Annotated in this window: 23 protein-coding genes and 1 tRNA gene; 18 read left to right on the forward strand and 6 right to left on the reverse strand. The window is 61.2% G+C overall.

Annotated features, from left to right (window positions below):
- Positions 1 to 4 precede the first annotated feature (4 nt).
- From P3T20_RS25875 to P3T20_RS25890, 4 genes are all read left to right on the forward strand, one after another.
- Positions 5 to 412, forward strand: coding sequence for a MerR family transcriptional regulator (locus tag P3T20_RS25875; RefSeq protein WP_074263972.1), 408 nt, complete (start codon positions 5 to 7; stop codon positions 410 to 412).
- A gap of 94 nt (positions 413 to 506) precedes the next feature.
- Positions 507 to 583: transfer RNA gene (locus P3T20_RS25880), tRNA-Pro, on the forward strand.
- Between the two features lie 496 nt (positions 584 to 1,079).
- On the forward strand, positions 1,080 to 1,463 hold the full coding sequence (locus P3T20_RS25885; protein ID WP_074263973.1) for a nuclear transport factor 2 family protein: 384 nt from the start codon (positions 1,080 to 1,082) through the stop codon (positions 1,461 to 1,463).
- 71 nt (positions 1,464 to 1,534) lie between these two features.
- Positions 1,535 to 2,635 (forward strand): NAD(P)H-dependent flavin oxidoreductase, encoded by a 1,101-nt coding sequence (locus P3T20_RS25890; RefSeq protein WP_074263974.1) that lies wholly within the window; start codon positions 1,535 to 1,537, stop codon positions 2,633 to 2,635.
- A gap of 79 nt (positions 2,636 to 2,714) precedes the next feature.
- Here P3T20_RS25890 and P3T20_RS25895 read toward each other — a convergent pair whose 3' ends face one another.
- Both P3T20_RS25895 and P3T20_RS25900 read right to left on the reverse strand, forming a co-directional pair.
- On the reverse strand, positions 2,715 to 3,536 hold the full coding sequence (locus P3T20_RS25895) for a VOC family protein (protein WP_074263975.1): 822 nt from the start codon (positions 3,534 to 3,536) through the stop codon (positions 2,715 to 2,717).
- Between the two features lie 153 nt (positions 3,537 to 3,689).
- Positions 3,690 to 4,529, reverse strand: coding sequence for an SDR family oxidoreductase (locus P3T20_RS25900; protein ID WP_074263976.1), 840 nt, complete (start codon positions 4,527 to 4,529; stop codon positions 3,690 to 3,692).
- Positions 4,530 to 4,667: 138 nt separating this feature from the next.
- Here P3T20_RS25900 and P3T20_RS25905 point away from each other — a divergent pair, with 138 nt between their 5' ends.
- Entirely contained in the window at positions 4,668 to 5,606 is a 939-nt protein-coding gene (locus P3T20_RS25905; RefSeq protein WP_074265987.1) for an AraC family transcriptional regulator, read from the forward strand.
- A gap of 69 nt (positions 5,607 to 5,675) precedes the next feature.
- Here P3T20_RS25905 and P3T20_RS25910 read toward each other — a convergent pair whose 3' ends face one another.
- Positions 5,676 to 6,605, reverse strand: coding sequence for a LysR family transcriptional regulator (locus P3T20_RS25910; protein WP_074263977.1), 930 nt, complete (start codon positions 6,603 to 6,605; stop codon positions 5,676 to 5,678).
- 180 nt (positions 6,606 to 6,785) lie between these two features.
- Here P3T20_RS25910 and P3T20_RS25915 point away from each other — a divergent pair, with 180 nt between their 5' ends.
- The 7 genes from P3T20_RS25915 to P3T20_RS25945 all read left to right on the forward strand — a co-directional run bounded on the left by P3T20_RS25915 (position 6,786) and on the right by P3T20_RS25945 (position 12,712).
- A complete protein-coding gene (locus P3T20_RS25915) occupies positions 6,786 to 7,388 on the forward strand; it encodes an NADPH-dependent F420 reductase (protein ID WP_074263978.1) in 603 nt (200 codons plus the stop codon).
- Positions 7,389 to 7,584: 196 nt separating this feature from the next.
- Positions 7,585 to 8,430: an oxidoreductase gene (locus P3T20_RS25920; RefSeq protein WP_074265988.1), complete on the forward strand. Its 846-nt coding sequence runs from the start codon at positions 7,585 to 7,587 to the stop codon at positions 8,428 to 8,430.
- 267 nt (positions 8,431 to 8,697) lie between these two features.
- The gene (locus P3T20_RS25925; protein WP_074263979.1) at positions 8,698 to 9,030 is read left to right on the forward strand and encodes a hypothetical protein; all 333 of its coding nucleotides are present in this window, start codon (positions 8,698 to 8,700) and stop codon (positions 9,028 to 9,030) included.
- 226 nt (positions 9,031 to 9,256) lie between these two features.
- A complete protein-coding gene (locus P3T20_RS25930) occupies positions 9,257 to 9,532 on the forward strand; it encodes a metal/formaldehyde-sensitive transcriptional repressor (RefSeq protein ID WP_074263980.1) in 276 nt (91 codons plus the stop codon).
- A gap of 8 nt (positions 9,533 to 9,540) precedes the next feature.
- Positions 9,541 to 10,830, forward strand: coding sequence for a CDF family Co(II)/Ni(II) efflux transporter DmeF (gene dmeF / locus P3T20_RS25935; protein WP_074263981.1), 1,290 nt, complete (start codon positions 9,541 to 9,543; stop codon positions 10,828 to 10,830).
- A gap of 182 nt (positions 10,831 to 11,012) precedes the next feature.
- The gene (locus tag P3T20_RS25940) at positions 11,013 to 11,570 is read left to right on the forward strand and encodes a sugar O-acetyltransferase (RefSeq protein WP_074265989.1); all 558 of its coding nucleotides are present in this window, start codon (positions 11,013 to 11,015) and stop codon (positions 11,568 to 11,570) included.
- Positions 11,571 to 11,992: 422 nt separating this feature from the next.
- The gene (locus P3T20_RS25945) at positions 11,993 to 12,712 is read left to right on the forward strand and encodes a phosphatase PAP2 family protein (RefSeq protein WP_367946952.1); all 720 of its coding nucleotides are present in this window, start codon (positions 11,993 to 11,995) and stop codon (positions 12,710 to 12,712) included.
- Between the two features lie 58 nt (positions 12,713 to 12,770).
- On the opposite strand, the gene P3T20_RS25950 is transcribed toward P3T20_RS25945, so the two are convergent.
- The gene (locus P3T20_RS25950; protein WP_074263982.1) at positions 12,771 to 13,952 is read right to left on the reverse strand and encodes an ABC transporter substrate-binding protein; all 1,182 of its coding nucleotides are present in this window, start codon (positions 13,950 to 13,952) and stop codon (positions 12,771 to 12,773) included.
- A 229-nt stretch (positions 13,953 to 14,181) separates the two neighbouring features.
- Here P3T20_RS25950 and P3T20_RS25955 point away from each other — a divergent pair, with 229 nt between their 5' ends.
- The 6 genes from P3T20_RS25955 (at position 14,182) to P3T20_RS25980 (ending at position 20,154) form a co-directional block, all read left to right on the forward strand.
- Positions 14,182 to 16,005, forward strand: a complete 1,824-nt coding sequence (locus P3T20_RS25955; protein ID WP_074263983.1) for an ABC transporter permease — start codon at positions 14,182 to 14,184, stop codon at positions 16,003 to 16,005.
- Between the two features lie 11 nt (positions 16,006 to 16,016).
- Entirely contained in the window at positions 16,017 to 16,883 is an 867-nt protein-coding gene (locus P3T20_RS25960; RefSeq protein ID WP_429288238.1) for an ABC transporter ATP-binding protein, read from the forward strand.
- Positions 16,884 to 16,954: 71 nt separating this feature from the next.
- Positions 16,955 to 17,695 (forward strand): ABC transporter ATP-binding protein, encoded by a 741-nt coding sequence (locus P3T20_RS25965; RefSeq protein WP_074263985.1) that lies wholly within the window; start codon positions 16,955 to 16,957, stop codon positions 17,693 to 17,695.
- 62 nt (positions 17,696 to 17,757) lie between these two features.
- On the forward strand, positions 17,758 to 18,657 hold the full coding sequence (locus P3T20_RS25970; RefSeq protein WP_429288239.1) for a glutamate/aspartate ABC transporter substrate-binding protein: 900 nt from the start codon (positions 17,758 to 17,760) through the stop codon (positions 18,655 to 18,657).
- Between the two features lie 55 nt (positions 18,658 to 18,712).
- Positions 18,713 to 19,453 (forward strand): amino acid ABC transporter permease, encoded by a 741-nt coding sequence (locus P3T20_RS25975; protein WP_429288240.1) that lies wholly within the window; start codon positions 18,713 to 18,715, stop codon positions 19,451 to 19,453.
- Complete coding sequence (locus P3T20_RS25980; protein ID WP_429288325.1) at positions 19,453 to 20,154, forward strand: ABC transporter permease subunit; 702 nt, start codon at positions 19,453 to 19,455, stop codon at positions 20,152 to 20,154. The genes P3T20_RS25975 and P3T20_RS25980 overlap by 1 nt, the downstream gene beginning before the upstream one ends.
- Before the next feature lie 80 nt (positions 20,155 to 20,234).
- Here the strand turns inward: P3T20_RS25980 and P3T20_RS25985 are convergent, their stop codons facing one another.
- Positions 20,235 to 21,977 carry a thiamine pyrophosphate-binding protein gene (locus P3T20_RS25985; protein ID WP_429288241.1) on the reverse strand — a complete coding sequence of 581 codons (1,743 nt, stop codon included), beginning with the start codon at positions 21,975 to 21,977 and terminating at the stop codon, positions 20,235 to 20,237.
- 307 nt (positions 21,978 to 22,284) lie between these two features.
- On the reverse strand, positions 22,285 to 24,030 hold the full coding sequence (locus P3T20_RS25990; RefSeq protein WP_429288242.1) for a methyl-accepting chemotaxis protein: 1,746 nt from the start codon (positions 24,028 to 24,030) through the stop codon (positions 22,285 to 22,287).
- Positions 24,031 to 24,216 lie beyond the last annotated feature (186 nt).

Here is a 24,216-nt window from a genome sequence, read left to right on the forward strand (position 1 = left end):
GACGATGACAGCGACGATCGAAAAAGTCGTCTTGCCTCCGATTCCGGCGAAGCGCTACTTCACCATTGGTGAAGTGAGCGAGCTGTGCGGTGTGAAGCCGCATGTGCTGCGGTATTGGGAGCAGGAGTTCACGCAGTTGAGGCCGGTGAAGCGGCGCGGTAACCGCCGTTATTACCAGCATCATGAGGTGCTGTTGATCAGGCGGATTCGCGAGCTGTTGTACGAGCAGGGCTTCACGATCAACGGTGCGCGAAACCGGCTCGATTCGCATGGTGCAGTGCATGGTGGGCCGGCGGATGATGTGGTGGAAGAGGGCGAGGTGGTCGAGGCGCCGCCCGCGAAAACAGCCACGGTGGATGTTGATCAGTTGCGCAAGGAATTGCTGCATGTGATCGATCTGCTGGGCCGGTAATCTTTTGAAGTACGAATAGCGACCGCGCTTCGCAGTTTTGTTGGTGGCTGCAGGTTCTAATCGATTGAAGTGTCTGTTATAATTTTTAGCTGTTCGGGGCGTAGCGCAGCCTGGTAGCGTACCTGCATGGGGTGCAGGTGGTCGGAGGTTCAAATCCTCTCGCCCCGACCAAAGATCAAAACCCGCACAGTCGCAAGGCTGTGCGGGTTTTTCTTTGGCGCCGACGTTTTACGCGCCGTTGGCCGGATATCAGATGTCGATTCGTGTCCCAATCGCAACGTAGTCAATGTTCAAAAAAATACTTGGCTATACTAAGCATCTGACATTCGATCCCCAGAGCCTCGAAACAGATCCAGAACAAGAGAATCGCGCATGCATCGTTTGCACGATGCCACGGGTCCACCAGCCTAATCCCCGTAGCAAGTTATATAACCGAAGCGCACATTGGCCTGCAGTTTCTTCAGTTCCTCACGTCACCGTCTTTCCGGGAAATCGACTTTACTATCCGCTTACCGTCAGCGTGGTCAATAACCAAAAAAGGCGCGAAGCGACTCGACTACAAGTTTTTTTGGACTAGTCTTAAGTCGCTAAGCCGTGCCGCGCACGGGCTATTTTCATTCCGCCGCGTCCGCACCAGATTGATGTGAACAGCATCCGGAGGCACTCCATGCATGAAGAGAAAATACGTGAAGCCCTGACTGCCCACTGGCAGGCGTCGGCGAGCGGCAATCTCGACGCAGAGCACGATATTTACGATGACGACGCCATCTGTGACTATCCTCAATCCGGCGAACGAATCGTCGGCCGGAAAAATCTGCAAGCACTGCGGGGTCATCATCCAGGAAAGCCAGCAGGTTTTAACGTGAGGCGTATTCAGGGAGAAGGCAATCTCTGGGTCACGGAATACACCATCATGTATGAAGGGCGAGCGGCCTACACAGTCAGCATCATGGAGTTCCGCGACGGCAAGGTCGTCCACGAGACCCAGTATTTTTCGGATCCGTTTGACGCGCCGGACTGGCGCAGCCAATGGGTTCAGCAGATGGCGTGAGAGCACATCGGAGCGAGAAATAACGCGACGAGCCTGCGCATTACCAACCCAGATTTCAACGAGGATGTGAGATGACTAATCAGACGGACAAGCAATCGTTGCTGCGCCTGCTGGGCATCGAAAAGCCCATCATTCAGGCGCCGATGGCCGGTGTGAGCACACCGGCGCTGGCAGCTGCCGTTTCGAATGCTGGCGGCCTTGGCTCGCTCGGCGTTGGCGCAATGAACGCAGCGGGTGCGCGCAAGGTGATCGCGGAAACCCGCGCACTGACCGCGAAACCGTTCAATATCAACGTGTTCTGCCACAGCCCTGCGACGTCAAACGCAGCGGTGGAGCAACAATGGTTGAGCTGGCTCGCGCCGCAGTTCGAGCAATACGGAGCGAAGCCGCCTGCGTCGCTGTCGGAGATCTACACGAGCTTTGTCGCAGACGAGGCCATGTTGGACGTGTTCCTCGAGGACAAACCGGCGGTCGTCAGTTTTCACTTTGGCCTGCCGTCCGCGGAAGTGATCGGCGCACTTAAAAACGCGGGGATCAGGCTGCTCGCTGCGGTGACGAATCTGCAGGAAGCTGCGCAGGTCGCAGCGGCGGGCGTGGACGCAATCGTCGCGCAAGGCATCGAAGCCGGCGGCCACCGCGGCGTCTTCGATCCGGATGCGCGCGACGACCGCTTGGGCACGTTTGCATTGACGCGTCTGTTGGTCAAGGAATTCCCTCTGCCGGTGATCGCCGCAGGCGGCATCATGGACGGTGCGGGTATTGCCGCTGCGCTTGCATTGGGCGCTCAGGCGGCTCAACTCGGAACGGCTTTTGTGGCCTGCCCGGAAACATCGATCGACGATGGTTACCGGCGTGCGATGCTTGGCGAGTCGGCGCGCCATACGACGTTCACGAAAGCCATCTCCGGACGTGTGGCGCGAAGCATGGTGAACCGCTTCACGGAACTGGAAGACCACGTAGGCGCCCCGCAGCCGCCGGCGTATCCGATTGCCTACGATGCAGGAAAAGCACTTCACGCGGCAGCCAAAGCGAAGGGAGAATTCGGCTATGGTGCGCAGTGGGCGGGGCAGGCGGCGGCGCTCGCCAGATCGTTACCCGCGGCAGAGTTGTTCGCCCAGTTGGAGAGCGAACTGCGAGAAAGCATCAGGCAATTGCAACAGGTTGGCGGATAAGGATTCGCCTCCGGCATCACGCGTGAAGCACGAAGGTGTTTTCTGACACCGCGTGCTTAAACGCCGCCCACGTCGAACCTTATGCCAAGGCGTCGCTCGCGGACAGCAGTTCGAGATCGACGCCGTGAGTCAGGTCGAGCGGCAGCAGACGCGGCGCCGCACTTCCCGCACCGTGCAGCACAATCCCGAACACGCCTTCGCCACGCAATGCCAGACGGTTCTCGACCTGAGCCGCCAGAGCCGCTCCGTTTGCGCCACCCGAGGGCGTCAGTAGCGTAAGCGTTGTCGCGCCGATCGAAAAGCTTGCGAACGAAACGCCGTGATCGGGAAATGCCGACCGCTGTATCTGAAGCGGTTCGCCCAGCAGTGCGCGGTACCGGCCGATGCTGGTGTCGAGATCGCGAACGGCGATCTTGAGCGCCGATATGCCGCGCGCGCCATTGGGATGGTTGCGCACTTCGCCTTCGGCTACGCGCAAATGGCGAGGCGTGATGTCTCCGCAAAGAAACGGCAGATCGGGCGTCGCCGGTTTTCCCAGTTGCCACACGAGGCGTTCGCCGTCTGGCCGCACCCGCCCACCGTCGATGGGTCCTTCATAGCTAAGCCCGCGCTGCCGCGCACCATCGACGACGGCCTGCACCGATTCTGGCAGCAGCGCAAAATCGACGAGTCCGTCGCCGGCCCGATTGCCCTCATCCCACCAGCGATGCTCGGGCGCGTTGCGCAGAAACGCAATCAACTCGAAGTAGCTGCCGTCCTCGAAACCGATCAGCGCGTTGTGCGTTTCTCCGTCGGCGTGTGTGCCGCCGCGCTGAACGGTAAAACCCAGTTCGCTGTAGTCGGCGATGGTCTGCTCGAGATCGCGCACACGAATTACAACGTGGTCAAGGGAAAGAGTCATCGCGTGAGGAGAGTGATGTGGGCCAACGTGGCGAAAAGTCTCGGCGAAAAGAGGCCGCCAGTCAATTCGTGTTAAGCGAAAAGTGCAATGCGGCCGAGGTGGTGCGAGAGGGCGTGATCGAGCGCTGTCGCGGATTCCCCCCTCGCGGCAATGCTACGAGCCTGCCGGATAATCGGTCGAAAACGCGAGGTCTTTCTGTGCTTCCAGCGCAGCGAGACGGTCGCTCAGTTGCTTGTGCATGACGTTATACGCATCACTCCCCAGCGCCAGACGTTTGGGAGCAGGGTTCTGATCGACGCTGGCAATCATGATTTCGACCATCTTCACCGGATCGCCGATCGGCTGGCTGGTTCCTTCCTCGATGGTCCGATGCGCCATGCGTGCCGGTGACACATCGTAGGCCTCGAGCTTTGGCGAGAGCCTGGCGCTGTGATAGCGAAAGTTCGTGCGCGCGCCGCCCGGTTCGACCAGCGTGCAACCAATGTTGAACACGGCCACCTCCAGCCCGACTGCGTCAATGAATCCCTCGATCCCCCATTTGCCCGCATGGTAGAGCGATCCACCGGGAAACACCGCCTGCCCGCCTATCGTGGACAGCTGGATAATCCGTCCACCGCCCTGGTGTCGCAGATGAGGAAGCGCGGCGCGAACGGTTTGAATCGAGCCAAGCAGGTTCGTGTCGATCTGGTGGGCGATCTGTTCGTCGGTCATTTCTTCGGCCGCGCCGAATAGCCCATATCCCGCGTTGCTCACCACGACATCGATGCGTCCAAGGTCGCGGAACGCAAGGTCGACGACCTCACGAATCGCGGGGGTGTCTGTCAAATCGAGCCTGGCAAGCCAGAGCGCATCGCCATGGCGTGCCTTGAGATCGGCCATCGAATCCAGGTTACGTACCGTACCGGCGACGCGGTCCCCTCGAGCAAGCAGTTGCTCTGTCATAAGACGGCCGAAACCGCTGTTCACTCCAGTGATAAACCAGCTGCGCTTCATGATGTTGAGATCCTCTCCGATCTGATCGGGTTACGGTTCCGTCTGACAATGGGCCAGGCAGTCAACGAAGCTTAAGACTCGCATCTCAGATTTTGAATACTTGAAAGTCGACATTTCTTGCGCCAAAATCTGACGATCATGATCGATCCCTTCTCCGATTTTCTGAGCCTCATGGGCGCGCGGTCCGTCATTTCGGGTGGACTGGTTGCCGGCGGCGCCTGGGCAATCAATTTCCCGCGAGCGAATACGGTCAAGTTCTGGGGCGTGGCACGGGGCAGTTGCTGGATGCTGTTTGAAGGCGACACGGCTCCCATTCGTATCGAAAGCGGCGACGTGTTTCTGCTCTGCGAGCCGCGCTCACATGTCCTCGGCAGCGACCTGGAAGCGGAGCGCGTCGATCTCGACGAAGTCCTCGAAGGCCGTGTCGGCAACATGGTTCATCACGGAGACGGCGACGAGTTTTTCATGATCGGCGGCAAGGTCGAACTGAACATCGCGTCCAGCCAGCTTCTGCTAGACGCGTTGCCGCCGCTGATTCACGTGCGCGGGACATCGAGCCAGGCGCAGGCTCTTCGCTGGCTGCTCGATCAACTCGTGCGGGAGCGGCAAGACGCGCTTCCCGGAGCGCACGTTGCGTCGAATGAACTTGCGCATCTGATGTTCATCCAGATACTGCGGGCGCACTTCGAGGCAGGCGGATTCCAGCCTGCCGGCTGGCTGCGCGTCCTGAGCGACAAGCGTCTCGTGCCGGTGCTCCAGCTGATGCATGGGGACCCTGGCCGCGTGTGGCAACTCCAGGAGCTGGCACAAGCCGCGTCGATGTCTCGCGCGACGTTTGCCGCTTACTTCAAGACGGTCGCGGGAATGTCACCGCTTTCGTATCTGACGAAATGGCGGATGCACCTTGCACAGCGCGCTCTTCTCGAGAGCCGCACGCACATCAATGTGCTGGCACGCTCGCTCGGCTATGGCTCCGAGAGCGCGTTCAGCAATGCCTTCAGGCGTGTCGTCGGACGCTCGCCGACGGACTTTCGGGTACAGGCGGTGAAGGAAGTTGCGACTGGGCATGGGGCTTAGCTGCACGGTGTGACCGACGACGTCCGCTACCAGGCCGTTCCCGTCAGCTAGCAACCTACCCGGCGCGACTCATTTGAGGCTGCCCGCAAACCTCTCGGCTAACCGCTCCCGCTCGAACGCCTCGACGATGAAGTCGACAAAAACCCGTGTCTTCGCCGGCAGCAGCGCTCGCGTCGCGTAGTAGATCGAGATTGCCCCGGCGTCCGCGTACCAGCGCGGTAGCAAGCGCACGAGTTCTCCCCGCTCAATCGAGGCCAGCACGTCTGACACGGCCAGCAGCGTTACACCCAGTCCGAGAATCGCCGCTTCGCGCATCGCCGCCGGGTCGTTGACCATAATGTTCTCGCCAAGCCGCGCGGGCATCTCATTGCCCGCCGCGTCACGCATGTTGCGATGGCGCACGCGGCCCGTGCGGCCCGAGCGCATCACGATGCCATCGAGGCCCTCGAGATCGCGGGGATCGCCCGGCTTTTTGCGGCCAGCCATGTAAGCCGGAGACGCAACCGCCACGAGATGCGCAGGCGCCAACGGGCGCGACACGACGCCCGGTGCGAGGTCGAAGCCGCCACCCAACGCTGCGTCATATCCCTCTTCAATCAGGTCAACCGGCCGGTTCTCGAACTGCCAATCCGGCCGAATCATTGGATAGCGTACGAGGAATGCCGGCAGCAGCGGCATGACGTACGTGATACCGAACGTTGGCGCCATGCTGACCCTCAGCACGCCGGCGGGCTCGCTGCGATCGTTCGAGACGGACGCGATGGCCGCCTGCAGCGCCTCCAGGTTGCCGCCGATTTCCATGAGAAAGCGCTCGCCCGCCTCGCTCAACGTGAGCTTGCGTGTCGAGCGCTGGAACAGGCGCACGCCCAGATTGCGTTCGAGCAATGCGACGTTCCGGCTGACCGCCGCGGGCGTCAGCGAAAGACGCCGGGCAGCCGCGGAGAAGCTTCCCGCTTCGGCGCTGCGGACAAACGACTCGAGGTTGGCGAGGGTTTCCATACGGGAATCTTAAAGCATTGATTGAAAATAATTCAAGCGATTCCCAGCTAATCATCAGGCAATAAAGGCGGCAAGATTCGTTCACATAGCGCTGGGAACGAGCCTCGCATCTCTTTCCCCTTGCCGGCACCGGCGGCGGCTTTACCACCTGATTCATCACTCTTCACCAGGAGCATCGTTATGAGCACCATCGGTATCATCGGAGCAGGCGCCATTGGGTCCGCGTTCGCGAAAGCGCTGGCGGGCAAAGGTCTGGAAGCCATCATCGCGAACAGCCGGGGCCCGGCTTCGCTCGCAGACCTCGCGCGCGAGCTCGGTCCCACGATCACGCCGGGAACGCGCGAACAGGCGGCCGCGCAGGACGTCGTCCTTGTCGCAGTCAACTGGTCGAAGCTGCCGGCCGCGCTGGCTGGCCTGCCGGATTTCGGCGGACGCATCGTGATCGACGCGAACAACCCGATCGAGGCGCCGTTGTTCAAGCCGGCCGAACTGAATGGCCGGACGTCGAGCGAAATCTTTTCGGAACACGTGCCGGGCGCGCGCGTCGTGAAGGCGTTCAGTCATCTGCCGGCGCACCTCATCTCCGACGATCCACAGGCCGAAGGCGGACGCCGGGTACTGTTCGTCGCGGGAGACGACGCACAGGCGAAAGCGGCGGTGAGCCGGCTGATCGAGCGGCTGGGTTTCTTCGGTATCGATCTGGGCTCGCTCGTGGCGGGAGGCCAGTTGGTTCAAATCCCGGGCGGCCCGTTGCCGGTGCACAATCTCGTCAAACTGGAGTAGTCGGTGCGGGGCGCGGCGTGCTGTCGCCGGATGGAATGACACGGTGCGACTGTATCGGCCGCGCGCGGAAATCCCCAGCGGAACGCGGACTTTCCCATGTTGCGATATTCTCCAAGCTCATTCTCCGCTGGCCGATGCGCGCCCCGAATCGCGGTGTGGCCCGTCGCGCCAGCCCTCACCGAGGACTACCATGGCGATCGACTCTTCCACTTCTCCCGTCTGGTTCATCACTGGCTGTTCGACCGGTTTCGGTCGGGAAATTGCACAGGCTGTACTCGCGCGTGGCTGGCGTGCTGTCGTCACTGCGCGCGCTCCTGATACGGTCGCCGATCTGGCGAGCGCACATCCCGAACACGCTCTGTCACTCAAACTTGATGTGACCTCGCCCGAGGGCGTGACCGCAGCCGTTGCGCAGGCGAAGGCTGCATTTGGCCGCATCGATGTGCTCGTGAACAATGCAGGCTATGGTTATCTGTCAGCGGTTGAAGAAGGTGAAGATGACGAAGTACGCGCCATGTTCGAGGTGAATTTTTTTGGCGCAGTCAGTACGATCAAAGCCGTATTGCCTTTGATGCGGGAGCAGCGAGCGGGACACATCGTCAATATCACCTCGGTTGGAGGACTGGTCGGTAATCCGGGCAGCGGTTATTACGCCGCTACCAAGTTCGCGCTGGAGGGGCTTGGAGAAGCCCTCGCGCGTGAGACTGCCGAGCTAGGCATCAAAGTGACAACGGTCGAGCCGGGGCCGTTCCGGACCGACTGGGCGGGGCGGTCGCTCAAGCAGACGCGCCGGTCGATCGACGCGTACGCATCCATCGCGGGGAAGCGCCGCGCGCAAGTGGCGGCGGATAGCGGGCGGCAACCGGGAGATCCCGCACGTGCCGCACAGGCGATCATCGCCGCCGTCGAAGCAAAGGTGCCGCCATCGAATCTTGTTTTGGGCAAACCCGGGTTGGAAGCAGTCCGAACGAAACTGGGCAGGCTGCAGAACGATTTGAATAACTGGGAAGCCACGACTATCGGCGCGGATTTTCCTGACTGATGTCGCGCACGGTATCGCGATGTGCTTTTCTCACGCCCGTGTCCTGCAGAGTGCGTAGTAGAAGTTTTACATCGTCCCTGGTATCTAGCGGTCATGTCGCCTTGGCCGCCAGTTATCACGGTCTCCTGACATTCAATTGCGCATGCTGGCCGCGTGAGCGCCTTCGCGTGGATTCCGGTCGCGCGGCACGGTGCTTGCTGCATTCATAGTCAAGCAGGCGGCGACCGTCTGCGTCTATATTCCAGCCCAATCAAGGAGGGACGGATCATGAATAAGGCAACCAGCACATTAATCGCGGCCGTGGCCGCACTCACGCTGTCGGGCGGCGCTTATGCACAGGCGGCCGGAGGCTCGAGCGGTGGCGGTACGTCGGGCAGCACCGCTAGCCCTGCGAATCAGGTGAACCAGATGAATAATTCAACCAGCGGCTACGGCACGCCGGGCGTCAACAATTCGGACAGCGGCATGGCCGCCGGTGCGCCGAACTCGGGCCTGCCGAATGGTACAAATGGCAACTCGACGTCTGGCATCAGCGCTCCCAAGACCAATAACACGCTGGCGACCCCGAGCGTAGTGTCGCCGGCTGCAGGGCAACAGTAAAAACTAAGGATGGCAAACTAACTGCACGAGATCTGTAGATCTGAAGTGCGGGTTCTTAATTTTCCACAGTAGTAAGAAAGGCCGCTGCCCTCAAGGACAGCGGCTTTTTGTTTTTCCATTGGCACTTCGTGGCGGCTTGCGGCGCGCCAATCGTACAGATACCCCTACCCCCTATGCTACACTTGCGGCTATTACATACCCCACTGGGGTATTCGGAGGGCGCACGGTGAGTCACACAATCCAGGAAAAACAGAAGCTTCTTAATAGGGTCCGCCGCATCAAGGGACAGGTTGAAGCCATCGAGCGGGCGCTCGAGGGAGAGCACGGTTGCTCCGACGTGCTGCAACGGATCACGAGTTGTCGAGGAGCGATGAACGGTCTGCTGGCGGTTGTACTGGAAGACCACATCAGGAACCACCTTGTCGACGCCGAAAACGGCGAGGAGGGTGGCGCCAGCGCAACGGAACAACTCATCGAAGTTGTTCATAGCTATTTCAAGTAGAGTTAAAGATGAGCGATTTCAAAGACGCTGCATTCGGCGCAGGACATGACCACATCTTTCTGGGCGCCGGTCACGAAAAGAACGAGCGCAAGACGTGGGCCGTGATTGCACTATGCAGCGCGATGATGCTGATTGAAATTGTCGGCGGCAGTATGTTTGGGTCGTTGGCGCTCGTCGCCGACGGTCTGCATATGTCGACGCATGCCGGCGCGATGTTGATTGCAGCGCTTGCGTACACCTACGCGCGTAAGCATGCCAGCGACACCCGCTTCGTGTTCGGCACCGGCAAACTTGGTGACCTCGCAGGGTTCACGAGTGCCATCGTGCTCGCGATGATCGCGGTGCTGATTGGCTACGAGGCGGTCTCGCGCTTTCTGTCACCGGTATCCATTCATTTCGGTGAAGCCATTCCCATCGCGGTGGTCGGCCTGCTTGTCAATCTGGCGAGCGTGTGGCTGCTGAGCGGCGGCGATCACGGACATAGCCACGGTCATAGCCATGGACACGGCCATGGGCATGGTCATGGTCATGATGACCACGCCCACGAAACGGAAGTGAAGACGATTTTCGCCTCATCCGGCGTGTTTGCCGTTTCCATCTTTGAGGACGGCGTGCCACCCGTTTTCCGCATTGCGCCAGCGACGGACGGTTCGCGGCTGCATGCCTCTGCCGTTTCAGTTACGACGGTGCGGCCCGATGGGACAGAGCAGGTATTCGCGATGGCGGACCGTGGCGGGTATCTGGAATCGATGGAAGATATTCCTGAGCCGCACGCCTTCAGGGTCATCGTGAGAATGCCGGACAGCGAGCACGAAGTCGAATTCGAAGAACATGAATCCCACGACGACGAGCATGAAGCAGCGACGCGCGACCATAACATCAGGTCCGCCTATATCCATGTGATGGCGGATGCGGCGGTCTCAGTGCTAGCTATCATCGGTCTCGTACTGGCACGCGCATTTGGCTGGCTCTGGATGGACCCACTCGCCGGTGTCATCGGCGCGCTGGTGATTGCAAACTGGTCGTACGGCCTGATGCGCGACACGGGTGCGATCCTGCTCGACATGAACCCCGACCGGCGCATGGCGGAGAACGTGCGTCACGCGATCGAGGACCGCGGCGACAAGGTGGTCGACCTGCATATATGGCGGGTCGGCCCCGGTCACATGAGCGCCGTGGTGTCAGTGGCAACGGATGAAACCCAGCGAGACTCGCGCTTCTATCATGCGGTGCTCAGACGCTTCAAGGGGCTGTCTCACGTCACTGTTGAGGTTCAACCGTTACAGGCGGCGGCCTGACAGCGGGCAGTCAAGTCACCAGCGCCGACTGAGGGTGACATCGAAGAATCGAAGAGCCTTTGACGGCGCTCGCGGAGCTTCAGGCGAAACGCTTGATTCGTAACATTGGGCTGAGCAATGTGACCGCACAGCAACCGTCCTCCGCCGACCGCCAGCTCGACAGCAAAGAAGGAAACTCACCAATGCCAAATGACGACCGCGCCAAACTGATTCCCAGAAGAACTCCAGAATCAGCGGCCATGTCAGCAAACGTCAAACGAGCGATGGCGATCACCGCGACGCTCAACCGTTTGACGTTCAACGATGCCGACGAAGTCCGGGCCTTGTTCAGCGATCTCATCGGCAAGAAGGTGGACGAAAGTTTCATATTGATCCCTCCGTTCTACACAACCGGCGGGGTCGATATCAATGTCGGGCGCAATGTCTTCATCAATCAGAATTGCACTTTCTATGACCTTGGCGGACTCGACATCGCCGACGATGTGATGATTGGGCCGAATGTGAGCATCATCACGTCTGGCCATCCCATTGAACCTTCCCGGCGGCGCGCCGGCGTAATCGCAAAGCCCATCGTGATTGAGAAAAACGTCTGGATCGCCGCCGGCGCGACCATCATCGGTGGCGTAACGGTAGGCGAGAACTCGGTGGTTGCTGCAGGGTCAGTCGTTACGAGGGACGTCCCCCCGAATACGCTCGTAGGTGGAAATCCGGCGAGGGTCATTCGTTCGATTGCTGACTGAGGAGCGTCTGCAAAAGGTCGATTCGGGTGTCAGGAAATCCTTCAGGGATCGGCGAGAAAACCTGGCAGTGCGCGATAGTGCAGACTGGCCGAACGAATCGACGTTCGCGCGACTGCTGCGTCTATTACATATTGCTTGCGTCATGTAATCAGCGCAAAGCGCCAATCGGCGCTGCCCAACCTGTTTCCAAACTATGTCGCAGAACCAAGTATTGTGCTGCCGGCCGCAGACTTCGCTGGTGCCCGTGATCATTTTGTGAACGTGTGTGCGCTCGCAAACGTAGTAACGGACTGCAAAGTGCATTAATTGCGGCAGGTTCCGGCGGGGTCCGGAAAAAGCGGCTCACCTCGGGGGCGGGTGCCTGCCGTGCGCTCGATTCCCGTACACCATAATTCCAACAAGCAGGCGATTCGTAAACCAATATGCTCCGTCAATTCATCAACGGCTTTGACTCGGCGATACTGACCTTCCTGACGCACGGTGCGATGCACTCAGCGACTTACGGTCATGCGGTCAGTCACGTTGCGGACTTCTATCTGTTCAAAGGCGTGCTGCCATTAGCCATGCTGTGTGCCGTCTGGTTCGACACAAGCGAGCGCCGGCAGTGGCAACGGGAAATGGTCATCGCCACCGTCCTGAGCGGTGTGCTGGCACTTTTCATTGGCAGGGTTCTGGCGCACTATTTGCCCTTCCGCCAGAGACCGCTCTACGACAGCAGCCTGCTCCTGACGTTTCCAATAGCCGCCACTCCGGAGGCAGTTCTTCGGACCTGGAGTTCGTTTCCGAGCGACCATGCGATGCTGTGGTCTGCCGTCGCGATCGGCATCTTTCTCGTCTCCAGATGGATGGGCGTGCTTGCGCTTCTGCAATGTGTCTTTCTTATCTGTCTTCCGCGCGTTTATCTGGGCCTGCATTATCCGAGCGATGTTCTGGCCGGAATTCTCCTTGGCGTTAGCGTTACGTGTGTTGTAACGCGAAAACCGATCATGGAGCGATTTGCGCCGGCCATCGTTCGACTCATCGATAGGTATCCAAACTTTTCGTATGCGGGCTTGTTTGTCATCTTGTTTGAGCTTGCGACCACGTTCGACGAGCCGCGGGAGCTTGCGCAATCCATCTTTCGACATGTGCTTCACGGATAACGCTGTATCACCCGCGTCCAGGATAGTTAGCGCTTCAACCGCAGCTTCCGGCGAATAATTACTTCGCCGCGACGGTCGAGTTACCGAGTTCAGCCCACTGCCCATTACGCACCACGAGGTCAATGCTCTTGACGCCGGCAATCCGACGCGTATTCGGATCGAAGTTCGCCTTGCCGAACACGACGCTCGGCACGTCGTGCAGTTTCGGCAGCGCATCCCTCACGCCTTTACGATCGAGGCCCCCCGTGCGCAGCGCGTAGGCCGCAATGATGGTGGCGTCATACGCGAACGCATTGAACGCATCCGGTTCGCGATGATATTTCGCCTCGAAGCCGTGCACAAAGCGCTGCACCTCAGGGCGCGGATCGCCGGGGAAAAAGTTGGTATTGGTCGCTACTCCGTTCACCGCGTCGCCGCCCAGTTCGAGGAATTTCGGCGAGTACACCGAACCCGCAGCCACCACCGGCAGGTGGATGCCGCTCTCGCGCGCCTGCCGCACGATCTGCGCGCCGTCGGCGTAATAGGAGATCAGCACGAGCCCGTCCGGATGCGCGCCGTTCACGCGCACGAGCGTGGCGCGGAAGTCCTTGTCGGTCGTCTGATAGCCTTCTGCCGCGACCACCTGAACGCCACGCGAGGCCGCAGCCTTGACGAACACATCCTTGCTTGCACGGCCCCAATCGGTGTTCTGGTACAGCACCGCGACGTGATGGAGGCCTTCTTTCGCGGCGAGATCCGCGATCAACGGCTGCGCGTCGGCCTGGCTGACCGATGGACTCCAGATGAAGTCTCCGCCCTTGGTAAAGTCCGGATGCGAATTCGTGAAACCGAGCTGGACGAGACCGGCGCGCTGATAAATCGGCGATGCCGCCATCGAAGCGGGGCTGGAGAAATCACCGAGTTCGATCAGGATCCGCGGATCGGAGACGAACTTTTGCGCGATCGTCACGGCTTGCCGTGGGTCGCTTTGGCTGTCTTCGAAGACGTATTGCAGCGGATGACCGTTGATGCCGCCATCCGCGTTGATTTCGTCCAGCGCGAGGTCGAAGCCTGCTTTCCATTGGGCGCCGTACTGGGCATTGGGCCCCGTCAGCGGTCCGCTCACGCCGAAGTACACCGGCGTACCGGTTGCGCTGCCCGCTGACGCGAGCGGCGCGTGCAAAACGCCAATGGCGAGGGTGGAAGCTGCAAGCCAGCGCAGCAGTTGACGGCGCGAGCCGCTCGTACGCAACAGGTTCATGAGAACATCTCTCCGCAAGTTCGAGGCAAAACAACGAGTCTGCGATGCGGGCGGCGTGGACTCAACGAATCGATTCAGATATCGATATTCGCGCCGCAGCGTAGGCGCATAAGTATTTCAGACCAAAAAGAATAAGCATTCGCGCGAATCTTGGTTGGCGGGTTTTTTTCCTCGTGTTTAGATGGACGGTTTGCGGCCCGCTGCGTCACGAAAGGGGAATGAAATCGCTATGGGCGCGTGGCTCGAATACACCATCAACGGACTGATCGTCGGCAACATCTATGCGTTGCTGGCGGTGGGGCTCGCGCTGATCTTCGGTGTCTCCCATCTGATCAACTTCGCCCACGGCTCGGTGTACATGATCGGGGCGTTCGTCGGCTGGTTCTGCCTGACGAGGCTGGCGTTGCCGTTACCGGTTGCGTTCGCGGCGACGATCGCGGCCTGCGCGCTGCTCGGCATTGCGATCGAGCGCATCGGCCTGCGGCCGCTGCAGGGCGCGGCGCGCATTGCGCCGCTGCTCGCTACGATCGGCATCAGTTTCGTGCTCGACCAGCTCGCGCAACTGGTGTTCGGCCCCGATCCCCGCCCTGTACCGGCTGCGTTGCCGAACTGGACGGTTGTGATAGGCGGCGCGACGATCGGCTCACTGGACGTGCTGATTGCGCTGATCGGCGGCGGCGCGGCATGCGTACTCTACGCGTTTCTGCGCTACACGCGGCTCGGCTGGGCGGTGCGCGCCACCGCGCAGGATCGCGACGCGGCGCAGCAGATGGGCGTCGACGTGAACGCCGTGAACCGCACGGTGTTTGCCATCGCCTGTGCGCTCGGCGGCCTGAGCGGCCTGCTCGTCGGTATGTACTACAACAGCATCGACCCTTCGATGGGTTTCCAGGCGACGCTCAAGGGTGTCGTCGCCCTGCTGATCGGCGGCCTCGGCAATGTGCCCGGCGCGATCGCGGGCAGCCTGCTGCTGGGCCTCGTCGAGAGTTACGGTGTCGCCATGTTCGGCACGAGCTACCGCGATCTGTTCGCCTTCGTACTGCTGCTCGCGTTTCTGGTCTGGCGCCCGAATGGTCTGTTCAGCTCGAACCGCCGGCTGCCGCCCGAGCCGCTTACGGGCACCTTCCTGTCGAACCGGCTGGCGCTGAAGCTGCCGCGATCAGTGCTCATCGTGCTGGTGCTGGCGGCGTTTGCGCTGCCGTTCGTGGCGCCGTCGGCCTATGTGCTGCAGACGCTTACCAACGGCTGGATCTACGGCCTGCTCGCGCTGAGCCTGACGCTGGTGGCGGGCACGGTCGGGCAGATCTCGCTCGGACACGCGGCGCTGCTACTGATCGGCGCCTATGCGTCGGGCTTGCTGTCGGTCGATCTCGGCTGGTCGCCGGCGGTGACGATTCCGCTCGCGGGCGCCTTGACCGCGGTGCTGGGTACATTGCTCGTGTACCCGTCGTTCCGCCTGCGCGGGCACTACGTATCGATCGCGACGCTCGGCATCGGCGAGATCGTCGGTCTCGTGGTGCTGAACTGGGACAGCCTGACGCGTGGTCCGATCGGCGTCTCCGGCATCCCGCCGCTGTCGCTATTCGGCTGGGCACTCGACGACGCACGCTCTGCCTACTGGTTCACGCTGACGATTCTGGTTGGCTTCGCACTGGTTCAGGTCCGTCTGCTGCATTCGCATCTGGGGCGCACGTGGCGGGCCATCCGCGAGGATGACGTCGCGGCGCGCGCCTACGGCATCCGGCCGAATCGCTACAAGGCGATGGCGTTCGCCTTTGGCGGTCTCGCTGCCGGTGTCGCGGGTGCGATCGCCGCGCATCAGTACAGCTACATCAACTATCAGACCTTCGATTCGCAGGTGTCGATCCTCGCGCTGACGATGGTGATTCTCGGCGGCCTGGGCAACGTGATCGGCGCGATTGCCGGTGCAGCGGCGCTCATCGGGCTACCCGAACTGTTCCGCTTTGCCGCCGAGTACCGGATGCTGGTCTACGGCATCGTTCTGCTGTTGCTAGTCCGCTTCAGGCCGCAGGGCCTGTTCGGCACCGTGTGATGGAGGCGGCGATGGATCATCCGGCCGGGACATCCCCCGACATTCTCTTCGACGTGCGGCGCGTGACGCGCCGTTTCGATGGCGTCACGGCTGTGGCGGATGTGAGTTTCTCTGTCGCGCGTGGCGAATGCGTTAGCGTGATCGGTCCGAATGGCGCCGGCAAATCGACGCTCTTCAATCTGCTGAGCGGCGCGGACGCCCCCGACGAAGGCGTGATCCGCTTCGACGGCGAAGATGTGACCGGCTTCGCGCCGGAGCGCTTCGCGGCGCGCGGCGTCGCCCGTACGTTTCAGCACGGCCGCGTTTTCGGCAACCTGAGCGTGCTCGACAACGTGCTGATCGGTGCGCACGCGCGGCTCGAACTGGCGCGGCGCGGACTGCCAGGCGTGGGGGCGGTGGCGGAGCTGCTGCGCGCGCTGTTTGCGCCGCCGGGCGTGCGCCGCGAACAGGAGCGGCTCGATGGCGAAGCGCGCGCCATCCTCGCGCGTTTCGGCAGCCGCCTGATGCCGCGTATCGATTCGCCGGCGCACAGCCTGTCGTACGCAAACCGGCGACGCGTGGAGATTGCCCGGGCGTTGATGCTGCAACCGCGCATTCTGCTGCTCGACGAGCCGACCGCCGGCATGAACGAGTCCGAAACCGCAGAAATGCTCGCGCTATTGCTGGAACTGAAGGGCGAGGGCACGACGATCCTGCTGATCGAACACAAGCTCGAACTCGTGATGACGTTGTCCGACCGTGTGATCGTGCTGGATGACGGCCGCAAGATTGCATCGGGTGCGCCGGATGCAGTGCGCAACGATCCAGCGGTGATCGAGGCTTATCTCGGGCACCGGCAGGTCGGCCGCGATGCATCGCAGCGCGCGGTGGTGGCGTGAATGTCGAGCGAGTGTCTCGCAGACCGAAGCATGCAAATCATCCAAACCACGCGAACCGTATAAACCGTACCATGGCAGAACCCTTACTGAAGCTTGACGGCATCGATACGTTCTACGGACAGAGCCAGGTGCACTTCGGTGTCACGCTGGAGGTGCCGCGGCACGAGATCGTCTGTCTGCTCGGTGGCAACGCGAGCGGCAAGTCGACCGCGATGAAGGTGATCCTCGGCTTGCACAAACCGCGCGCCGGTACGATACGATTCGAATCGCAGCCGCTCGACGGGCTATCGACCGCACAGATCGTGCGGCGCGGCATCGCTTCGGTGCCGGAGGCGCGGCGCCTGTTCGGCGACATGACAGTACGCGAGAACCTTTTGATGGGCGCGTTTACACGCCGCGACCGCAAGGCGATCGACGAAGATTACGAGCGCATGCTCGAGCTGTTTCCGCGCGTGAAAGAGCGTCTGTCACAGCGCGCGGGTACGCTGTCCGGAGGCGAGCAGCAGATGCTGGCAATGGCGCGCGCGCTGATGAGCCGCCCCTCGCTCGTCTGCATGGACGAGCCGACGATGGGCTTGTCGCCGCTTTACGTCGACCGCGTGCTGGAGCTGATCCGTACCATCAACGCGCAAGGCGTGACGTTCTTCATGGTGGAGCAGAACGCGAGCCTCGCGCTGCAGATCGCGCATCGCGGCTATGTGCTGCAGACAGGACGCGTGGTCCTGTCCGGCGACGCGCAGTCGTTGCTTGGCGACGAGCGGATTCGCGACGCCTATCTTGGCGGTCCGCTCGCGGCGAATACAGCATCGTGAATCAACCTCAGTCAATACTACTCAAGACCATCCAGCACCCAACCAGACCACTAGAGACCATCATGACGACTGGAAAGAAGACGCTTCGATTGCTGCTTGCCGCTTCGCTGCTAGCAGCCGGATTCGCCCACGCGCAGAGCACTGGCACGCTACGGAAAATCAAGGAGAGCGGGACGGTCGTCCTCGGCGTGCGCCCCGCCGTGGTGCCGTTCTCGTATTTCGACGATCAGCAGAAGCCCCTCGGCTATTCGCAGGACGTCGCATTGGCGATCGTCGACGGCATCAGGAAGAAACTGAATCTGCCGAACCTCACCGTGCGCACGGTTGCGATCACGCCGCAGAACCGTATTCCGCTGCTGCAGAACGGCACGATCGATATCGAATGCACGACCACGACGAACAACGTAGAGCGGGAAAAGCAGGTGGCTTTTTCCAATACGATTTTCGTCATCGGCACGCGCCTGTTGACGAAGAAAGACTCGGGCATCAAGGACTTCGCCGACCTCAAGGGGCGCACGGTCGTCACCAACGCCGGCTCGACCTCGGAGCCGATCCTGCATAAGCTCAACACCGAGCAGAACCTGGGCATGACGATCACGACGCAGAAGGATGTGGCGGAATCGTTTCTTTCCCTGTCGACGGGACGCGCCGACGCCTTCATGCTCGACGATGCGATGCTCGCGGGCGAACGGGCAAAGTCGCCCGATGCAAACGACTACGTGATCGTCGGCAAGCCGCAATCGAGAGAGGCCTACGGCTGCATGTTCCGCAAGGACGATCCGGACTTCAAGCAGGTGGTCGACGATGCCGTCACACGCCTGCAGACCTCGGGTCAGGCCGATGTGCTCTACAAAAAGTGGTTCGACGGGCCGATTCCGCCGAATGGGCTCAACCTGCATCTGCCGGAGAGCGACGATCTGAAGACGCTCTTCAAGGCTCCGAACGACAAGCCGCTGAGCTAACCAGAGTGCGTGCGCGATTCGCCGGTCGTCCCGGCCGTCATGACGTGGAGCGGGCATGAGCTATCGTTGGGATTGGGCGGTGTTCGTGCAGCCTGTCGCAACCGGCGAGCCGACCACGTATCTCGGCTGGATTGCCGCCGGGCTGGAAGCGACCGTCGGTATCGCGCTGGCGGGCTGGATCATCGCGCTGGCGATCGGCACGGCGATGGGCATCGTGCGGACGTTGCCCGGCAGGTGGCTGTACGGGTTCTCGGCCACCTATGTGGCGGTGTTCCGCAACATCCCGCTGATCGTGCAGTTTTTCATCTGGTTCTGGGCGGTTCCCGAACTGCTGCCGGGACACCTTGGCACCGCGATCAAGCATATGCCGCCCACGGAATCCGCCGCGCTGGCGTCGGTTGTCTGCCTCGGCCTGTTCACCTCGGCGCGCGTATGCGAACAGGTGCGCGCGGGTCTGCAGGCGCTGCCGGCCGGGCAGTGGGCGGCAGGGCTGTCGCTCGGGCTCAGCCGGTTCCAGACCTACCGCTATGTGCTGTTGCCGGTGGCAGCGCGTAACCTCGTGCCGCCGCTGACGTCCGAATTTCTCAACATCGTCAAGAACTCCTCCGTTGCTTCCACGATCGGTGTGCTCGAACTCACCGCGCAGGCGCAGCGCATGGTCGATTACACGTCGCAGTCGTACGAATCGTTCCTCGCCATCGTCGTGGGCTATGCGCTGCTGACCGGCATTATCATGTTCGCGGGGCGGCGCATCGAGCGGTCGGTCCGGCTCTCTTTTGGTTCGGATGGTCGATGATGGCTTATCGCTTCCACTGGTCAGCCATCCCGAAGGATTTGCCCGAACTGAGCCGCGGGTTGCACATCACGCTGGAAATCACGGTGGTCGCCCTGATCGCGGGGTTTTGTCTTGGGGTGCTGCTGACGTTGTGCCGTCTGTCGCGTTCGCGGCCGCTTGCGGCGTTTGCGCGGGCCTACGTGACGGCTTTTCGCGCGGTGCCCCTATTGGTCGTGCTGCTCGGCTTTTTTCTGGTTGCGCCGCAACTGCTGCAGGCGTTGCTGCATCTTCCCGCGAGCACCGACATTCGCCGCGTGTCCGCGCTGATCGCGTTCTCGCTGTTCGAGGCCGCCTACTACGCGGAGATTATTCGCGCGGGAATCAACAGCATCCCAGCAGGACAGAATCAGGCCGCACTGGCGCTCGGCATGACGCCGTTGCAGGGCATGTTGCTTATCGTGCTGCCGCAGGCGTTGCGGGCGGTGGTGCCGCTGCTGCTCACGCAAGCCATCATCCTCTTTCAGGACACCTCGCTGGTCTATGTGATCGGACTCGGTGACTTCTTCACGATCGCATCGAACGTCGGCGCACGGGATGGGACGACGGTCGAGTTGATCCTGTTCGCTGGTGCATGCTATTTCGTTGCATGCACGGTGATGTCGGCCGTGGTCCAGCGTTTGCATCGCCGCCTTGGCGTCGCTGCGGATAGCCTGACGTTGTGAGCCGGCATGCCGCCGCCGCGCGACCGTAGCCGCACTGCGGATTGCCGGCGCGCATGGTTATCCGGCAGACGTTTTCAGATTCAAGCCGCGCATTCCGCGTAGTACCGGTTGGGTGCTGGAAAGACACCGGTCACTACTTCGATCAGGAATGGACCGTCGGATTGCGCGGCCTCGTTCAGCGCATGTTCCAGGTCGTCGAGGTGCTCGACGGTACGCGCCGCAACCCCGAGTGAAGAGGCAAAAGCGGTCCAGTCGTGACGCGGGAGCCGGGTGAATTGCTCCGAAATGGAGCCGTTGCTGATCGCGTCGATATGGATCGCGCCATGCGCGGAATTATTCAGCACGACGTAAAGTATCTTTACCCCGTAGCGGGCGGCGGTCTGGATCTCCATTCCGTGCATCAGCATGCATCCGTCTCCGGTCACGACCGCACACGGGCGCTCGGGGGCAGCGAGCTTGACTCCAATGCCGGCGGCGATTGCCCAACCCATCGGGGCGAGGGTGCTGGAGGAAAAATAGTTGCCCATACCCGACGAGAGCCAATAATGGGCCATGTATATCCGGTGGGCGCCGGAATCCACGACGACGTTTGTGTCCTTTGGCAGCAGTTGACACAAACGTTTGACTACGTCGCCAGGGTAAAGCGATCGATCGCCGCTTGAACCCGCAACACCGATTCTCTCGAGCTGATGGTCGTACAACGGGGTTTGGTTGACCTCGGCGACCCACGCTTTTCTTCTTTCCAGCACGGTGTGAAAGTCGCTGCTCCGGTCCGTGTCCATCTGGCCCAGCAAGCGGAATGTAGCGCGAATCCCGGAGAAGATTCTGCCGCGCGCGAGGTGCCCCGTCGCAGGCGCCTCGAAGCTGTCGTCGAAGATGATCAGCTCCTTGTGGGCAGCCAGCTTCTCAGTCCAGTTCATGCTGTCGCGCTGATTCAGGTCGCTGCCAAAGACGACCAGCGCATCGAGTTCGTCCGAGTTGATTACGCGAACGGCCCGCGAATGGCTTGAAAATCCGTAGATGCCGAGCGAAAGCACATGGTCCTCGGGAAACGCGCCTTTTCCCGCGAGGGTGGTTGCAACGGGGATGCAAAATTTCTCCGCCACCTCGAGGAGAACTTTGGCGGTTTCCGCGTCATTGCCGCGGCTACCGATCAGGAAAGCGACTCGCTTCGATTTGAGCAGATACTGGTTGCACAAGGCATCCAGCGCGGCGCGGTTCGCAGGCACCTCGCATGCATTGAAGTCACCGTGATCGTACGGTTGCCGTGTTACGTCCTGGCCCGGCAGAACTTCCTGCTGCTGAACATCGACAGGAATGCTGACGAAAGACCGCGCCCGACGCATCCAGTTCAATCCGTCAGTTGCACGGCGCATTTCGGCCTGCAGATTTTCCCTGTTCTTGAGTTCGACGACATCTCCCACCAGGCTTCTCACCACGCCGCTTTCGAAAATGCCGCTCAGCGTAGCGTCCTGGAACGCACCTTTGCCTTCTGCGCGCGACGAGACACCTCCGGCGAGATAGAGCATGGGAATCCGGTCTGCCTGAGCCGCCGCCATACCGGGCACGAAATTCATGGTGCCGGGCCCGGAAATCGCCACGCACACGCCGAATTTCCGGCTGGCGCGCGCATAACCGTCGGCCATGAAGGCACTCCCGGTCTCATGAGCGCAAATGATTCCGCGAATGGACGGCGAGTTGCCAATGGCGTCCAGCAGCGGATAGATCATCTTTCCCGGGACGATGAAGACGTAGTCGATGTTTGCCGACTCCAACGACTTCACAACCGTTTTCGATACGTTTGATAGCGAGTGTGATTCCATATTTTTCGAGTACGATCCGAGCAGAAACCGTTAATCGGATCTCACTATCCCTCATCCGGTCGTCACGTCTGGTCATCGGACAGCAACGTGACGAAGCCGGTGGCAACCGGCATGTGGAGACGGCGAGACGGCCCTGAACGCGCTGCAGGTCGGCTGCAACCGCGTCTCGTGCTGCTTCGTCGGGCCCGTTTGCAGCGGACCCGTGTCTCCATCCGTGAGTACTCTTCGCTGGCTATGACGTCGCTCGCATTGACTGCCCCAATGGCTGGGGCGAGAACTGCGAGGTGTTATTCGGCGTTCAGACCGTTCAGAATGTCTGCCAGCCGGAAGACTCACCGGCGCTCGTCGTGATTCCGGCTTTGCTGCTGGCTGTCTGAACGGGGGGCGTGGTCGGCTTTGGCAACATCGCAGGGGCAGACGCGCGAATCCGCGGCTCCGCCCGACGCGGTTCTTTCCGCGGCACGCTCGCGCGCGGCAAAGCGATTTGACGGCCGTCGAGCTTGAAGAAGGCGACCGCGTTGCGCAGCCCCTGGGCCTGTTGGGCCATCGACTGGGCCGCCGCCGAAGCTTCTTCCACCAGCGCCGCATTCTGCTGGGTGACCTGATCCATCTGGTTGACGGCCTGGTTGACCTGCTCGATGCCGGTGCTCTGTTCTTGCGACGCCGATGAGATTTCACCCACGATGTCGGTGACACGCCTGACCGAGTCGACGATCTGCTTGATCGTATCGCCCGCCCGCTCGACAAGCGACGAGCCCGTTTCCACCCGGTTGACCGAGTCGGCAATCAGGTCCTTGATCTCTTTTGCCGCACTCGCACTGCGTTGCGCGAGCGCGCGGACTTCACCGGCCACTACAGCGAAGCCCCGTCCCTGTTCGCCGGCGCGAGCCGCCTCGACCGCTGCATTGAGCGCGAGGATGTTGGTCTGGAAGGCGATTCCCTCGATCACACTGATGATCTCGGTCATTTTGGTCGAGCTGATGGCGATCTCGCGCATCGTCTCAACCACCTGCCCGACGACCTCGCCGCCTTGTTGAGCGATGCCGGAGGCCGTACCGGCAAGCGTTGCTGCCTGCCTGGCGTTGTCCGTGTTGTGACGGACTCCGGCAGTCAGTTCTTCGATGCTCGAGGCGGTTTCTTCCAGCGACGCCGCCTGTTCCTCAGTGCGGCTCGACAGATCCAGATTCCCTTGCGCGATCTGCGCACTCGCGGTGGCCACGCCCTCGGCGTTTTCGCGAACTTCCGCCACGACCTGCGAGAGGGCATCGCGCATCGCCTTCAGCGATGCCATGAGGCTGTCGGTGTCGCCAGGCCGCAGCTCGATGCTGACGCTGAGATCACCGGCTGCCACGCTTCTGGCCAGATCGGCAGCCGTGGCCGGCTCGGATCCCAGTTGCCGGGTGAGACTGCGTGCCTCCCAGACACCGACTCCCACGCCGATCAACACAGACAGGGCCACCAGAACAAGCATCAGATTGCGGCCCTGGGCGTACACGGCGTCATTAGATCCAGCCGTTGCCTGTGCGTCGGCCTGCTTTACGTCAACCAGGTTGCCCATCAGGACCAGGGTCTTGAAACCCTTCTCGTGATATTCGCCCAATAAATATCCAGTCAGACCGGCCTGATCTTGCAGTCCCGCGGCGTTGATCCGGCCTTTCATTTCATCGAAGGCCTGAATGTAGTCGTGCCAGCTCTGATCGAGATCGGCGAAGGTCGCTTTCCCTTTCTCCGTGTAGACAAGGGGCTCGGCCTGATCGAGGTGCCCGCGTGCCGAGGCCAGGGCCTTTTCGGCCTGAGCCAGAGAGGCTGTCCGCTGATCGGCCGTGGAGGCCAGAATGGCGTTGCGCAGATAGGTGCCGACCCGCAGCACATCGGCATTCGCCTGCTGGATCAGATTAAGCCCAACGAGATCCTGCCGATAGGTCGTGTCCGCGTTAGCGCTGATTTGCCCCATATTGCGGACGCCGATCACGCTGACGATGGCGCTAAGGGCGGATACCAGAATAAAGGCGCTGATCAGTTTGGCGCCGAGTTTCATCTTGCCGAAATTCATAGTCGCTGTGTCGAGTGGAAAAAACGAACAAAGAAACAGATCCAACGGCGCTCGCGCGTCGCCGGATAGTCGGCAATGCCGTTGCCCCGCTCAATCCGGATCGGACTTGGTGGGGTGACGGGTGCTTCATACTAGGGTTAACGGCAACAGAAATGGATTCTTCAGAGGAATTGTTTCTGGCAAACG

Source organism: Paraburkholderia sp. GAS206C, assembly GCF_050435645.1.
In the GTDB taxonomy this organism is placed as follows: Bacteria; Pseudomonadota; Gammaproteobacteria; order Burkholderiales; family Burkholderiaceae; genus Paraburkholderia; species Paraburkholderia phenazinium_B.

Coding starts and splice junctions, on each gene's coding strand:
- dmeF (WP_074263981.1), top strand. CDS start 9,541: ATGAGCGATTTCAAAGACGCTGCATTCGGCGCAGGACATGACCACATC.
- P3T20_RS25985 (WP_429288241.1), bottom strand. CDS start 21,977: ATGGAATCACACTCGCTATCAAACGTATCGAAAACGGTTGTGAAGTCG.
- P3T20_RS25990 (WP_429288242.1), bottom strand. CDS start 24,030: ATGAATTTCGGCAAGATGAAACTCGGCGCCAAACTGATCAGCGCCTTT.
- P3T20_RS25970 (WP_429288239.1), top strand. CDS start 17,758: ATGACGACTGGAAAGAAGACGCTTCGATTGCTGCTTGCCGCTTCGCTG.
- P3T20_RS25955 (WP_074263983.1), top strand. CDS start 14,182: ATGGGCGCGTGGCTCGAATACACCATCAACGGACTGATCGTCGGCAAC.
- P3T20_RS25890 (WP_074263974.1), top strand. CDS start 1,535: ATGACTAATCAGACGGACAAGCAATCGTTGCTGCGCCTGCTGGGCATC.
- P3T20_RS25905 (WP_074265987.1), top strand. CDS start 4,668: ATGATCGATCCCTTCTCCGATTTTCTGAGCCTCATGGGCGCGCGGTCC.
- P3T20_RS25875 (WP_074263972.1), top strand. CDS start 5: ATGACAGCGACGATCGAAAAAGTCGTCTTGCCTCCGATTCCGGCGAAG.
- P3T20_RS25925 (WP_074263979.1), top strand. CDS start 8,698: ATGAATAAGGCAACCAGCACATTAATCGCGGCCGTGGCCGCACTCACG.
- P3T20_RS25940 (WP_074265989.1), top strand. CDS start 11,013: ATGCCAAATGACGACCGCGCCAAACTGATTCCCAGAAGAACTCCAGAA.
- P3T20_RS25915 (WP_074263978.1), top strand. CDS start 6,786: ATGAGCACCATCGGTATCATCGGAGCAGGCGCCATTGGGTCCGCGTTC.
- P3T20_RS25965 (WP_074263985.1), top strand. CDS start 16,955: ATGGCAGAACCCTTACTGAAGCTTGACGGCATCGATACGTTCTACGGA.
- P3T20_RS25975 (WP_429288240.1), top strand. CDS start 18,713: ATGAGCTATCGTTGGGATTGGGCGGTGTTCGTGCAGCCTGTCGCAACC.
- P3T20_RS25895 (WP_074263975.1), bottom strand. CDS start 3,536: ATGACTCTTTCCCTTGACCACGTTGTAATTCGTGTGCGCGATCTCGAG.
- P3T20_RS25960 (WP_429288238.1), top strand. CDS start 16,017: ATGGATCATCCGGCCGGGACATCCCCCGACATTCTCTTCGACGTGCGG.
- P3T20_RS25945 (WP_367946952.1), top strand. CDS start 11,993: ATGCTCCGTCAATTCATCAACGGCTTTGACTCGGCGATACTGACCTTC.
- P3T20_RS25980 (WP_429288325.1), top strand. CDS start 19,453: ATGGCTTATCGCTTCCACTGGTCAGCCATCCCGAAGGATTTGCCCGAA.
- P3T20_RS25885 (WP_074263973.1), top strand. CDS start 1,080: ATGCATGAAGAGAAAATACGTGAAGCCCTGACTGCCCACTGGCAGGCG.
- P3T20_RS25900 (WP_074263976.1), bottom strand. CDS start 4,529: ATGAAGCGCAGCTGGTTTATCACTGGAGTGAACAGCGGTTTCGGCCGT.
- P3T20_RS25910 (WP_074263977.1), bottom strand. CDS start 6,605: ATGGAAACCCTCGCCAACCTCGAGTCGTTTGTCCGCAGCGCCGAAGCG.
- P3T20_RS25950 (WP_074263982.1), bottom strand. CDS start 13,952: ATGAACCTGTTGCGTACGAGCGGCTCGCGCCGTCAACTGCTGCGCTGG.